The sequence below is a fragment of the Vibrio sinus genome (assembly GCF_023634645.1).
In the GTDB taxonomy this organism is placed as follows: Bacteria; Pseudomonadota; Gammaproteobacteria; order Enterobacterales; family Vibrionaceae; genus Vibrio; species Vibrio sinus.
In genome coordinates this window covers 33076-46984 of sequence record NZ_JAMKMR010000026.1, presented here as the reverse complement: position 1 = coordinate 46984, position 13909 = coordinate 33076, and the positions used below count along the sequence as shown (strand labels likewise).

The 13909-nt window shown below is 43.9% G+C and carries 12 protein-coding genes and 1 riboswitch; of the genes, 4 read left to right on the top strand and 8 right to left on the bottom strand.

The genetic code is table 11. The annotated features are described in order from the left end of the window. Positions 1–496 precede the first annotated feature (496 nt). Positions 497–949, top strand: a complete 453-nt coding sequence (locus tag M9194_RS19360) for an RNA recognition motif domain-containing protein (protein ID WP_250614342.1) — start codon at positions 497–499, stop codon at positions 947–949. Here the strand turns inward: M9194_RS19360 and murI are convergent. Both murI and M9194_RS19350 read right to left on the bottom strand, forming a co-directional pair. After that, positions 912–1715 carry a glutamate racemase gene (murI, locus tag M9194_RS19355; RefSeq protein WP_431769429.1) on the bottom strand — a complete coding sequence of 268 codons (804 nt, stop codon included), beginning with the start codon at positions 1713–1715 and terminating at the stop codon, positions 912–914. The genes M9194_RS19360 and murI overlap by 38 nt on opposite strands. A gap of 91 nt (positions 1716–1806) precedes the next feature. After that, on the bottom strand, positions 1807–3666 hold the full coding sequence (locus M9194_RS19350; protein ID WP_250614340.1) for a TonB-dependent receptor domain-containing protein: 1860 nt from the start codon (positions 3664–3666) through the stop codon (positions 1807–1809). A gap of 41 nt (positions 3667–3707) precedes the next feature. Next, positions 3708–3911, bottom strand: a riboswitch (cobalamin riboswitch). Positions 3912–4069: 158 nt separating this feature from the next. On the opposite strand from M9194_RS19350, the gene trmA reads away from it, so the two are divergent. Beyond that, entirely contained in the window at positions 4070–5179 is a 1110-nt protein-coding gene (gene trmA, locus M9194_RS19345) for a tRNA (uridine(54)-C5)-methyltransferase TrmA (RefSeq protein WP_250614339.1), read from the top strand. Positions 5180–5231: 52 nt separating this feature from the next. Here the strand turns inward: trmA and M9194_RS19340 are convergent, their stop codons facing one another. Next, positions 5232–5621, bottom strand: coding sequence for a YijD family membrane protein (locus M9194_RS19340; protein WP_250614338.1), 390 nt, complete (start codon positions 5619–5621; stop codon positions 5232–5234). Beyond that, positions 5621–6253 carry an HTH-type transcriptional repressor FabR gene (gene fabR, locus M9194_RS19335; RefSeq protein WP_284676652.1) on the bottom strand — a complete coding sequence of 211 codons (633 nt, stop codon included), beginning with the start codon at positions 6251–6253 and terminating at the stop codon, positions 5621–5623. Before fabR ends, M9194_RS19340 begins: the two co-directional genes overlap by 1 nt. Positions 6254–6554: 301 nt before the next feature. On the opposite strand from fabR, the gene sthA reads away from it, so the two are divergent. Continuing rightward, entirely contained in the window at positions 6555–7955 is a 1401-nt protein-coding gene (gene sthA / locus M9194_RS19330; protein ID WP_250614337.1) for a Si-specific NAD(P)(+) transhydrogenase, read from the top strand. 8 nt (positions 7956–7963) lie between these two features. On the opposite strand, the gene dinF is transcribed toward sthA, so the two are convergent. From dinF to M9194_RS19310, 4 genes are all read right to left on the bottom strand, one after another. Further along, a complete protein-coding gene (gene dinF / locus M9194_RS19325; protein WP_284676653.1) occupies positions 7964–9349 on the bottom strand; it encodes an MATE family efflux transporter DinF in 1386 nt (461 codons plus the stop codon). Then, positions 9349–10161: a class I SAM-dependent methyltransferase gene (locus M9194_RS19320; RefSeq protein ID WP_250614336.1), complete on the bottom strand. Its 813-nt coding sequence runs from the start codon at positions 10159–10161 to the stop codon at positions 9349–9351. The genes dinF and M9194_RS19320 overlap by 1 nt, the downstream gene beginning before the upstream one ends. Positions 10162–10249: 88 nt before the next feature. Next, positions 10250–10864, bottom strand: a complete 615-nt coding sequence (lexA, locus tag M9194_RS19315; RefSeq protein WP_250614335.1) for a transcriptional repressor LexA — start codon at positions 10862–10864, stop codon at positions 10250–10252. A 96-nt stretch (positions 10865–10960) separates the two neighbouring features. Continuing rightward, the gene (locus M9194_RS19310) at positions 10961–11323 is read right to left on the bottom strand and encodes a diacylglycerol kinase (protein WP_348772071.1); all 363 of its coding nucleotides are present in this window, start codon (positions 11321–11323) and stop codon (positions 10961–10963) included. 137 nt (positions 11324–11460) lie between these two features. Between M9194_RS19310 and plsB the strand changes: the two genes are divergently transcribed. Next, the gene (gene plsB, locus M9194_RS19305) at positions 11461–13893 is read left to right on the top strand and encodes a glycerol-3-phosphate 1-O-acyltransferase PlsB (RefSeq protein ID WP_250614333.1); all 2433 of its coding nucleotides are present in this window, start codon (positions 11461–11463) and stop codon (positions 13891–13893) included. The last annotated feature ends 16 nt before the right edge of the window (positions 13894–13909 follow it).

Here is a 13909-nt window from a genome sequence, read left to right as displayed (position 1 = left end):
CAAGTCCGAAGACTTGAATTGGTCACTCAGTTCATTGAAACCATTTTGCTTCCTAAGAAGCTAGTGATTATCATCAACGAGTGCCCACACAGATTGATAGGTTTATATTGTTAAAGAGCAATTCCTTACGACTTTTTATCACCTCAAGGTGTTGTCGTTAGGGGTGCGTATGATACGCTAATCTTTCATCGAGTCAAGAACTTATTTCGTTTCTTTTCTCTTTTCCTACACGTTGTCTTCATGTGACTTTCGTCTCACTCCGTGTCGGTGAGGCGGCATTATAGGGGGTCTTAAAAACATGACAAGTGTTTTTTTGAATTTTCTTTTTATTTGCTTAATAATGCATCAAAGTCACTAAATTCGAATAAAATTACAACATTTGAGATGTATCACACCGATCTATTGGAAAATTTTCATGCATGTACGTAAGATTCTTGTGTCTATTTTGTTAAAAGTAGTCTTCTTATTTCTATCACCTGACATGTAGTATTCAAATATGAACTCTAATAAATCGTCTCTATTAATAATTGCATTAGCCATAATTGGCGGCATTATCTTCTGGCAAGTTTACTTGCCTCCCGCGGCTACTTTCGTCATCGGTGTCATAGCAGCCACATTTGTTTTAAAACTTTGTAGTTCTAGTAACGGCTCTGGGTCTTCATCATCTGCGTCAACAAAAACTCTATACGTAGGAAACCTGCCTTACAAAGCGAATGAATCTCACGTCAGAGAATTGTTTGCCAAACATGGTGAAGTGTTTGCAGTTCGCTTAATGAAAGATAAACGTACGGGGAAAAGAAGAGGATTCGGCTTTGTCGTTATGGCCTCCTCAGATGTTGACGCAGCAATCAATGCTCTTAACGAGCAAGATTATATGCAGCGAACTCTAAAAGTTAGGATTGCCAATGATCCTAAACATCCTGAATCGGAAATGGCGCCACTGGACTAAATCCCAGTGTGCGTAAAGAATCATTTAGCGCGCCTTCTTGCTGAGCAGGCGCAGTGCTAAAGATGCGATGCGGCCTAATTGAGGAATGCTTGGTCGTTTCTAGCTGTTGAATAAGCACATTGACCCGCCTCGCAATGGCTTCTCCAGAATCAATCAAAGTCACTTCATTGCCTAATGCCAATTGAATTTCTTCTTTTATGAGAGGAAAATGCGTGCAACCTAATACCGCCACATCAGCACCTTTAATTGGTTTTAGTATTTGGCGAAGCTCCTCAATATCTACAACCTCTCCACGTAATTTAGCCTCTGCCATATCAACCAATCGAGTGGAACCGATCATCTCCACTTTTTTACCAGTGGCAAAATTGCGGATCAGATCTTGGGTGTATTGACGTGTAATGGTCGCTGGCGTAGCAATAAGTGCGACGGATTCATTGGCCAGCAATGACGCAGGCTTTATTGCGGGTACAACACCTACTACTGGGATATTGAGCATTTCTCTTAACGCTGGTAGCACAATTGTACTCGCGGTATTGCACGCAATCACAACCAAATCAATGTTCTGCGACTCTACATGGCGCACAACAATTGAGCTCACACGAGACAATAGTGTCTCCGGTGACAGCTCTCCGTATGGATAGGCTTCGTTGTCAAAAACATAGCAATAGTTCAGATTGGGTAGCAGCGCCTGCATTTCTTTAAACACAGATAAACCACCGACGCCAGAATCGAAAACAAGTACATTATGGGTTGAAGACATGTCCACACAGGTTACCTAGGGCTATAAACACAGAGATAATACCGACTCTATTAAATTAAGCAATTCACTCTCTATTTATGCCCCAATATCCTCCAGATTAAAAATCGTATGTTGTACTGATGTAGTAGTTACGCCCCGGCGTAGCGTAGCCTTTTTCAGTCTCATAATTAGTATTAAATAGATTACCGATTTTACCCGCGACGGAAAGGTGATCACTCACATAGTACGTAGTGGCAAAATCAACTAAGGAATATGGATCGAGTACTTGAGTGTTTGCAGAATCATTATATCGTTTTCCTTGGTATAAATAACTTAGCTCAAGTCGCCAGTTTTCCAGCAAGTAACTGGCGTTCCACTTAGCGCTATTTTTAGCCCTTTGTTGTAATTCATTTCCGGTGGTCTCATTTTCAGTATCCAAGTAATCATAGGATACCTGGTTGTAGATAGGACCTAAGTTAAACTTACCCACTATTTCGTAGCCACGAATTCTTGCTCTACCAACATTGACCATAGTACCTGTTCCATTACTATAGTTATAAGTGATCATATTTTCGACAGAGCTTTGGTAAGCGGATAACCGTAGATCAAGCAAAGAAAATTTTGATTCAACCGCCAACTCTCCGCCCTTAGTCTTTTCCGGCACCAAATTAGGGTTACCAACGTAACCGTTGCCGTCGTCAGGCCAGTACAGATCATTAAATGTGGGAGCTTTAAACGACGTGCCATAGCTTCCAGTGATACGTGTTACTTTAGTTAACCAATATCCTGAAGCTAATTGATAAGTGGTAAAGTTGCCATAGGCGCTATTGTCGTCAAAACGCACATTTACTTCGGAAGCAAACTTATCTTTACTGAAACGTGCGCCAGTGTAGGCGGCAGAATTATTGCGTCTATCTTCCGTGTACTGTGCAGAGGTATTGTTTACCCTATCTTGATACCATTCCACTCCTCCTAATAAAGACAAGTTATCATTGGTTTTATACAGGTTTCGCCAAGCAATAGCATAGCGATTGGTGCTGATGGTACCTGGAGTGCTGCCCTGACCATAAGATTCACCACTGTCTTGGTTGGTGGAGAAAGTTGTGGTGCTTGTTAGCTTATCTTTTTTGTATTGACCAACTAAGCCAAGCGCATAAAGGTTATTTTTGGTGTTGTCCGCATAACCTGGGCTACTATCGTAGGCGGTATGCTGACGCTGGTAATAGCCATTGGCTTTTAAGGTTAAATAGGGCGTTTGTTTGATGCCAATATCTAAGGTTAGGTATTGAGTATTAAATCCATCGTCATCGGCATTTTGTGGATTGGTGCTATTGGGTTGGACATTGTAACCTCGCTCCGCCTGATGGGTCGCAGAGAGATTTAACCAAGCTCGGTTGTCTTCACTGGTTGCTGATGTATTCGCACTGACGTCATATAGACCATAGCTTCCCAAGCCAGCACTGACCGAGCTTGCTCCATCCACACCACTAGTGGTGATAATATTGATCACACCAGCAACGGCATCAGAGCCATACACCGCAGCCTCAGGGCCTTGCAATACTTCTATGCGTTGTACGCCACTTAATGGAATTGCGGCTAAATTTGTCTGTCCTGTTGTGGCACTACCGATTCTCACGCCATTCATCAGCACCAATATATTCTTGGTAGCCCGTCCGCGAATAAACACAGATTGGTTTTGTCCTATTCCACCTTGATTGGAAACTTGTATTCCTGGCAAGCGTTGCAACACTTGGGTCAAAGATTTGGCTTGAATCGCATCAATTTCTTGCTTGGTAATGATTTGTACTGGCGCAATCAAATCACTCACTTGGTCTTCAAATGGACTGGCCATCACCACCATGGTTTGATCGGCTTGAGTGGGTTGACTAGATGAAGGTGTCTGCTTGGCCTCGGCCTGCGCATAAGGCGCAGCGCATACTAACGATGCCACTGCTATCGCTATGTTAGATTTGTTCATTGGAATGTTTAGTCCTATAACGCGTTAGTCTAACTAAAGCTCGAAAGCTTTAGCTGCTGGCAGGTATTCGGACTTATGAGCACGGCCAAACCTGGCCTCCTAAAGCTAGACTTCCCGCACTTTGAAGTGCAGTGTCAGATAAGCCTTCGTTCTCAATTACCGCTGCGCGTCAGTTCCGGAATTACACCAGATTCCCTTTTCAGCCATCTAAACTGCTAGATGTCACCAGCTGGGGCAAGATATTATGGCGAGGATGACATTTTGTCTAGATTGAGTAACAAATTAGTACACGAACAAAGCATAAACAGGTGAAATAAACTCAGCATCAAAGCTGGACATCAAGAGTAGATTGACTAAAATCTGCGCTCTTAATCAATGCGCACTACCCGACGTGAGGAATTCTATGGCGACGCTTAATGTTAACCCTGAAAACTACGACATTCAGTTAGAAGAAAAAAAACGAAGATTGACTGATATGTTCGTTCCATTTAGCGCACCCGACCTCGAAGTTTTCCCATCCCCTAAACTTAACTATCGCATGCGTGCCGAGTTTCGCGTTTGGCATGAGGGTGATGAGCTTTACTACATCATGTTTAATCAGCACACTCGTGAAAAATATCGTGTCGATCAATTTCCAGCAGCCAGTTCGCTGATCAATCAACTCATGCCATTACTGATACAGGAAGTTAAATCCAACGACACCCTGCGCCGAAAATTATTTCAAGTCGACTTCCTGTCTACCTTAAGTGGTGAAGTGCTTATCTCGTTGTTGTACCACAAGCCCCTTGATGAGCACTGGCAAGAGCAAGTTCAACAATTAAAAGTAGTATTAGAACAGCGCGGTTTTAATATTAATATCATTGGCCGTGCTCGAAAAATGAAAGTCGTGGTTGAAAGAGACTATGTGGTTGAGTCGTTGAGTGTCCATGGGCAGAATTACACTTATCAACAAGTAGAGAATAGCTTTACTCAACCAAATGCCAAAGTGGCGGAAAAAATGCTTGAATGGGCTGTGGACTGCACCAAAGACAGCCAAGGTGATTTGCTTGAACTTTATTGTGGCAACGGAAACTTTTCACTGGCTCTTGCCCAGAACTTTGACCGTGTGCTGGCCACAGAATTGGCCAAGCCATCGGTGGACTCCGCTCAGTTTAACATTGCTGCCAACAATATAGACAATGTTCAAATTATTAGAATGTCCGCAGAAGAGTTCACCGAAGCCATGGAAGGTAAACGCGAATTTCGCCGCTTAAAGCAAGCGAATATCGATTTAAAAAGCTATGACTGTCAGACCATTTTCGTTGATCCCCCAAGGGCAGGAATGGATATAGACACCTGCAAAATGGTCCAAGCTTACCCTCGCATCCTCTATATTTCCTGTAATCCCGAGACCTTACTGGACAATATGGCAATCTTAGGTGAGACGCACCACATCACCCGCTTCGCCCTGTTTGATCAGTTCCCCTACACTCATCATATTGAAGCTGGCGTCTTATTGGAAAAAAAAGCTTAGCCGAATAAAAAACGAGCCGCTAATTGGCTCGTTTACCATGATGGGAAAAGATCTACTCCAGTTCTTTTTTCGGGGTTTTATGAGACATAAAGCCCAATTTATAGCCTATCCACAACAGCAAGACTAACGATACTATGATGGAGAGAAAGTTAGACCCTTCATTTGGATACTGGGCTTTGATAAACGCCGCATGGCCGAAAGCCCCAACCAAAAAACAAGCCAGACCTAACAATGGAATATCTTCTGATACTGGATTGCGAAGATATTCTTGATACAGTGCTTGTAATGCCAACACTAAAGCAATAAGTGGAAAAATTGAGAAAGAGACTTCGCTCATTGTCATAGAAGACAATATCGCGTCACCACATATACCAGCGATCACCGCTAGTATTAACGTTTTTTTCTCAGAACCACGATTAACTGGGGTATTCTCGTTCGACATTAGCTATGGCTCCTCTTTAATCGATTACGTTCCCGTTCTTTACGATACCAATGTGCACCTTTGGCAATCATCCGTAACTGCAATATAAGCCTATCCGCCAATTCTTCTCGTTCTGACTTATTTAAATCTAACGCCTCTGCACCTGAACTAAACACCAAGGTCACCGACGCCTCCGCCTGAGTAACAGCCTCACTTCGACTCATACCCGAACGAATTAAATACTCTGCAAGCTCCGCAGAAAAGTGCTGAATCTCACGAGCAACAGCGGTACGAAAAGCAAACGTAGTGCCTGAGCGCTCACGCAACAACAAGCGAAATACATTTGGCCGACCCTCAATGAACTCCATAAACGTCTCAACAGAGGTGCGAATAACACTCCCGCCTTTGACAATTCTTTGTCTCGCTTGACGCATTAGCTGCCTTAATATCAACCCACCCTCATCCACCATCGTAAGCCCAAGCTCGTCCATATCTTTGAAGTGACGATAGAAAGAAGTCGGTGCGATACCTGCTTCTCGGGAGACCTCTCGCAAACTAAGGTTAGAAAAACTTCGATCTGCACTAAGTTGATTAAATGCCGCGTCAATGAGTGAGCGCCGAGTCTTCTCTTTTTGCTGTGCTCGTATTCCCATAATTAGTATTTTTAATAAGATGTTTTGAACTGAAATGGCAAATGTTAGGACCTACATACTTATCCTAGTCAACAAACCTTATACTGACTCAGCAGCAACACAAATTAAACCTTGGAAATTATTTTTTGCAATGATTTCACCTTGCTTTGGAGAGGTCTGACAACTCGTTTGCTTATCTCTCAACCAGTATGCGTGATCCCACCGATGCTATAAGCGGTAGGACTTTTACCACCTGGCACTCATCAGCTAAAATTTCGCTACAGTCTCCCCTCTTGATAAGCAGAAATAATAAGGAATGAATATGGCCCAAACGACTCACTATGACGTCATTGTTATCGGGAGTGGTCCTGGCGGTGAAGGTGCAGCTATGGGGCTTACGAAAGCCGGTCTCAATGTTGCCATTATAGAAAAAGAAAGCAGTGTCGGTGGTGGTTGTACACACTGGGGAACCATACCGTCTAAAGCACTGCGTCACGCGGTAAGCCGAATTATAGAATTCAATAACAACCCACTATTTCGCCAAAATAGTGCCTCACTTCATTCGACGTTTTCCAATATTTTAAGCCATGCCAAAACGGTCATCGACAAACAAACCCGTTTACGCCAAGGCTTTTACGATAGGAATCAATGCTCACTTATCTTTGGCACAGCAACATTTGTCGACAGCCACACCGTATCGGTCACGCAAAACGATGCCAACTGCGAGCTATACAGCGCGGATAAATTTGTCATTGCCACAGGCTCTAGGCCCTATCAACCCAGTAATGTCGATTTTAGTCACGAACGTATCTACGACAGTGACTCTATTTTGAGCCTTGAGCACGATCCTCGGCATATCATCATTTATGGTGCTGGCGTGATTGGCTGTGAATACGCATCTATATTTCGTGGCCTTGGTGTAAAAACCGACCTCATCAATACTCGAGATAGATTGCTGTCTTTCTTAGACAACGAAACTTCTGACGCGCTTTCATATCACTTTTGGAACAGCGGTGTGGTTATCCGTAATGATGAGACTTTTGAAAAAATCGAAGGAACCGAGCAAGGCGTCGTGGTTCATTTGGAATCAGGGAAAAAAATGCGTGCGGATTGTTTGCTTTATGCCAATGGCAGAACAGGTAATACCGATAAGCTATGTCTCGACCTCGTTGGCCTAGAGCCAGATTCACGTGGTCAACTTGCGGTTAACAGCAATTATCAAACCAGCGTCGAGCACATATACGCGGTTGGCGATGTCATCGGTTATCCAAGTTTAGCCAGTGCTGCATACGATCAAGGGCGTTTTGTCGCTCAAGCCATCACTCAAGGTGAAGCTCAAGGGCACCTAATTGAAGATATACCTACCGGTATCTACACCATTCCAGAAATCAGTTCGGTAGGTAAGACCGAACAAGAGCTCACTGCGGCTAAGATACCCTACGAAGTGGGGCGCGCCTCTTTTAAACACTTAGCACGAGCACAAATTGCTGGCAAAGATATCGGCAGCTTGAAAATTCTTTTTCATAGAGATAGCAAAGAAATTCTTGGCATTCACTGCTTTGGCCAGCGAGCGGCAGAAATTATTCATATCGGTCAGGCCATTATGGAGCAAAAAGGCGAAGCCAATACCATTGAATACTTTGTCAATACGACGTTTAACTATCCGACCATGGCAGAGGCTTATCGCGTTGCCGCGCTAAACGGGCTAAACCGGTTGTTCTAATTCATTCATCAAGCGTGGGCCAAGAAGGTGTTGGCCCGCCATTGAGTAAACAATATTTTCGCCAACGTTAACCCTCGCAATGCCATAAATGACAACAGTGCCAACCACAAAGCATGATTCTGTAAAGGAGCTGCAAGCCAATACACAATAAAGTATCCACACATGGCCAAGAACATGCTATTGCGCATTTGCTTGCCCTTGGTTGCACCAATAAAGATCCCATCTAGCAAAAAACACCACATCGAGACTAAAGGCATTGCCATCAGCCATGGCAAATACACCGCGGCAACCTGCTGCACTCTAACAATACTAGTGATTAGGCTGATCAGCTCACTACCAAAAAAGACGAAAACCAACGTGAGTGCAAGACAGATTAACAAGCTCCAAAAGGTAATCCCAATCATGGAATCGGCCAACTGGTCTTTATTTTTTCCTCCTATCGCTTTACCAACCATCGCTTCCATGGCATACGCAAAGCCATCCATGCCATAGGAAATGATCATCACAAAGCTCATCAGTACGGCATTGGCCGCAACAATATCATCACCATAGCTCGCGCCTTTAAACACCATAAAGCTTAAAGCGGCTTGCAAGAATAATGAGCGCAGGAAAATATCTCGATTCAATTTGACGAAACGCGAGATGCCAGTCATGGCATTTGATATTAATAAACGTGGTGAAGGCATTAGCTGCCTGCGCCAAGTGTTCGTCACACACAGCAAACCAAAAGAGAAGCTGACGTATTCTGCTATTACAGACGCAATCGCAACACCTTGAACTTTCCACTCGAACCCAACAACAAACAGAAAATCCAATAAGATGTTAGTCACGTTAGCAATAATTACCATCCACATTGGTGATTTGGAATCTTGGGTACCTAACAACCAACCTAAAAGCACAAAATTGGCTAGCGCTGCCGGGGCACCCCAAGCGCGTATTGAAAAATATTGAGCTCCATATTGCTTAACTTGAGCACTCGCGCTACTAAAAGAAAAAATCAGCTCTGATATCCAAGCATGTAATATGAGAAATACCACGGCTAACCCGACGGCCATCAATAGGCCTTGGAGCAGAGTAAGTGCTAACTGGTGCTTGTCTTGAGCTCCCCATGACTGAGCCGTGAGGCCTGTGGTCGACATTCTCAAAAAGCCAAGCAGCCAAAAGGTGACACTTATCATGGTGCTGCCTAAGGAGACGCCTCCCAAATACCAAGCGTGTTTTAAGTGTCCAATCACGGCAGAGTCGACCAGCCCCAACAAAGGTACCGTGATGTTTGATAACACCATAGGTATGGCTAGCAGCAAGACTTGTTTGTGGATTTGTTTATTTGATAGCGTTGTAAAAATATTTGATATCACAGTCACCCCTCTTTCGCTAGAAGAGTGTAACTGCATTACCAACGAAGCTGAACGATTATTGGTGTCAACCGATACTTGAGTGAAGAAAATAATCGAATCATACGCTGCCATACCGCCCAGCGGTGACAATGTTGATCAAACGGAGAAATCACACTGACTTTCTTGGCCCAAGGGAGTACCCGCAACATTTCTTTGCTGATATCACTATATCCATGAACGTAATACTCCGAGCCCATCGCTTTACCGACCTTACTTTGGGTCAAATCTCCCGCCATCACGAGGCAAGCATAGGCTTGCTCAAATCGGCGCGCCATACCTTGCACAAACCTAGCGACTTCAGCCCTATCACACTCCAACAGCGCATTCTCGCAGATAAACATGACAGGTGACTGATCAGGAATACTGAGATCATCTAGCCAATCGAGATTTTTCAATCCACCTTTACGATAAAAATAACGCTCACTCGAATGGAATAACTTTTTACGCCAAATAAGATTTTCATTCGCATCCAGCTCCACCCAATGGCAGCGACCGTTATCTACGCGGAAAAAGCGAGTATCTAGGCCTGCTCCAACGTTAATGATCCAAGCAGTGGGGTGATGGGAAAGGAATCGGCAAATTTGCTGATCGATAGAGAAAGTTAGAGTGGAATGAAGGAGCTGTTTTTGAGAAACGTTGCCAGAAAGACAATCTTTGGCCAGTGAACAACGCTGACAGGCTATCGCAGCGATCGGATCATAGACGATGCCATTCTTTTCTAGGCTTTCGCGACCGCGAAACAGCAATGGCTTCAGCAACCGCGAGGGGACATTCAGTTTATCGGTGTGACTGTTGTGAAATTTGGACATGATCATGATCCCTTGATAACCACACCCAAATGATAATGAATAGTATTTACAATATCAAGTTAATGAGAATAATTCTTAATAACTTGTGCTACATCCAATCAGAACTGCGAATAATTCCAACCGCTAGTCCCTCAATCTCCATGTATTGTGAAGTGAGATCCACTTGAATCGGAGAATAGGATTCGTTTTCAGCATGCAGCAGTACCGTTGAGCCTTTTCTTTCTAAGCGCTTAACCGTGACATCATCTTCTAAGCGAGCCACCACTACCTGCCCGTCGCGTACATCTTGAGTTTTATGCACAGCAAGCAAATCACCATCCATGATCCCGATGTCTTTCATACTATCACCATGGACGCGCAATAAGAAATCCGCCTGAGGCTTAAACATGCTGGCATCGACTTGGTAATGCGTTTCTACATGTTGCTGCGCTAAAATCGGCTCACCCGCTGCCACTTGGCCTATTAGAGGCAGGCCTTCCTCTTCAGACTGACCTAATAGAAGTCGAATCCCTCGCGATGCGCCAGGAATGATCTCAATAGCCTGTTTTTTTGCGAGCGCTTTTAAATGCTCTTCAGCCGCATTGGCAGAGCGAAAACCTAGCTCTCGTGCAATTTCAGCGCGAGTGGGTGGCATACCGGTTTCATCTATTTTGTTTTTTATCAGATCGAATACTTGTTGCTGGCGGGGCGTTAAGGGCTTCATAGGTCACCTGTTTTTTTATACAGTCAACTGTGAGTATATACAGTGGAATGATAAAATGAAAGCCAATTAGCTGTTTTTTCGCCAATTAATCGGTTGTTAGAAGAACAGTATGGCTATCCAAACAAACCCTGTAATCAGCATCATGACCAGTACCGCAGCCGAGCCCATATCTTTAGCGCGCCCCGCCAGCTCGTGATGCTCATGACCGATTCTGTCCACTACCGCTTCAATCGCACTATTTAGTAATTCAACGACCATGACTAAGGCTGCCGAAGAAATCAATAATAGCCGCTCCACAAGAGTCACATTCACCATAAACGCGATGGGGACCAATATCACCATTAACGCCAGCTCTTGACGAAAAGCCGCCTCGTTTTTGAACGCAGATTTTAGCCCTTGGCAAGAATAGATAAACGCGTTACTGATGCGTTTAAAACCTGTAGCTCCTGTTTTTGACACGAACATTTCCTCAAACTTATATACAATTTATTTGACCGACTTCTAATATCCTATCAAACGATCAATTGACCAAACTAGGCAAATTAGGAGTAAATATGCAGATTCACCGATGACGACACAATTTGGATTCATCTTTTATGGCTTCAAAACAAACATTTGTTCAAACGTTACTCAAATTACCGCTTTCCATTTTGGTTAAAGGGAGCGTTGTGCCAGCCAATCCTATCAAGGATGCAGGCATCGATATCAGTAAACCTATTATTTACGTTTTTCCATTTCACTCGGATGTCGACGTGCTCACGTTCGGCAAAAAATCACACTCAATCGGACTACCAAGTCCATTTGAGTCGTTAGATATCCTTGGTAAACCGTTTCAGCGCTATGGCGTGATTGATTCAGCCTCTTTTCGCCATCATGACAACCCGTACCTGTCATTAGAGTCTGTATCGCTATTTTCTCAATTACTTGAATTGCACAAGCAAGACCCAGAACTAGACGTACAAGTGGTGCCAATCACCGTACTGTGGGGACGAAAACCCGACAAGGAGCATCGGCCAAAGCCCTATTTAGAAGTACTAAGTCCGGCGAAAAAAGCCAAAGCGGTATTCTTTGCAGGTCGCGACTGCTTGGTAAAGATCAGCTCTCCAGTGTCGCTGAGATATATGGCAGATAGCCACGGTACGGACCAAAAAATTGCACAAAAATTAGCAAGAGTGGCACGTATACATTTTTCCCGCCAAAAGCTAGCCGCCTCAGGCCCAAGCCTACCGAATCGAGAAGAGCTCGTTGAACGACTGATTCGCTCTCAGCCGATTAGCAGTGCAATTGAAGACGAAGCTAAAACTAAAAACCTTTCTATTCAAAAATCAGAAAAAGAGGCGCGTAAGATCCTCGATGAAATCGCCGCCGACTTTTCCTATTCGTTAGTCAAGAAAGGAGAACGACTGCTGCGCTGGTTGTGGAATCGAATCTATCAAGGCATTCAAGTTAATAATGCCTCTACCGTGCGTCGCCTTGCTCAAGAAGGACATGAAATCGTATATGTCCCCTGTCATCGTAGCCATATGGACTATCTCCTGCTGTCCTATGTTTTATATAAGGAAGGCATGGTACCGCCGCACATCGCAGCAGGCATCAATCTCAATTTCTTTCCCGCTGGCCCAATTTTTCGCAAAGGAGGGGCATTTTTCTTACGTCGCTCATTTAAAGGCAACAAGCTGTATTCAACCATTTTTAGAGAATACTTAGCCGAGCTGTTTTCGAAAGGCTATTCGGTTGAGTTTTTCAGTGAAGGTGGACGCTCTCGCACAGGCAGACTACTTGAAGCTAAAACGGGTATGCTAGCCATGACCATTCAAGCCATGCTGAGAGGACTACCACGCCCGGTTACCTTAGTTCCCGTCTATATTGGCTATGAACACGTTATGGAAGTAAGTAGCTATGCTAAAGAGCTAAGAGGAAAGAACAAAGAAAAAGAGAATGTGGGTCTTGTGCTGAAAACCATCAAAAAACTACGTAATTTTGGCCAAGGTTATGTGAATTTTGGTGAGCCGATTGCATTAAATGCGTATCTCAACGAGCATATTCCAGATTGGGTTAAAGACATAAACCCCAGTCAAGTGGACAAGCCTAGCTGGCTCAACCCCACAGTCAATCAGCTAGCGTCGCAAATGATGACACGTATTAATGACGCCGCGGCCATTAACGCCCTTAATCTGTGTGCGACAGCATTATTGGCCTCTCGTCAGAGAGCCTTATCAAGAACGACCTTGATTGCTCAGATAGAGTGCTACTTGTCGCTATTAAGTCACGTTCCTTATTCTGACGTCTTTACCCTACCAAGTGAAGATGCAAAAACGTTACTTAAACACGCTGAATCCTTGGATAAGTTTGTCGTGGAAAAGGACTCATTGGGCACTATAGTGTCACTGGATCGACGTCAATCTGTATTGATGACTTACTACAGAAACAACATCATTCATTTATTGGCCCTTCCTTCTCTGGTCGCGCAGCTTGTTGTCCAACATCAAAAGATTTCGATCCCTGCTCTACTCAAGCAAATTCGGCTCATCTACCCATTTTTGCAACAAGAGCTTTTTATCAGCATCTCGGAACAAGAGCTTGATAGCTGGCTAGTCGATTGCATTGCAGAGCTGAAAAAGCAACATCTCGTCAACCAAAGACTGGAAACCATTTCTATCAATAAAGCCAAGTCTCAACCTCTTGCTCTATTGGGTCGAACTGTCTCTGAAACGCTGCAACGTTACGCCATTGCAATGAATTTGTTGATATCCAACCCAACGGTCAGTAAATCTGAACTAGAAAGTAAAAGCCAAGAAATCGCTCAAAGGCTGGGCCGTCTGCATGGTATCAATGCACCCGAGTTTTTTGACAAGAAAGTCTTTGCAACCTTGTTTAGCACCCTAAAACAAGAAGGATATATTGATAGCCAAGGAGAATGTGAACAAGAAAAAAGCCAGGAATTAGCGGAATTACTCTACTTAGCACTCAATTCAGAGGTTCGCTTATCGATACAAGAAAGTATCTATCAGTACTCGCAAAATCAGTAGATGGAAAGCAGCGCAA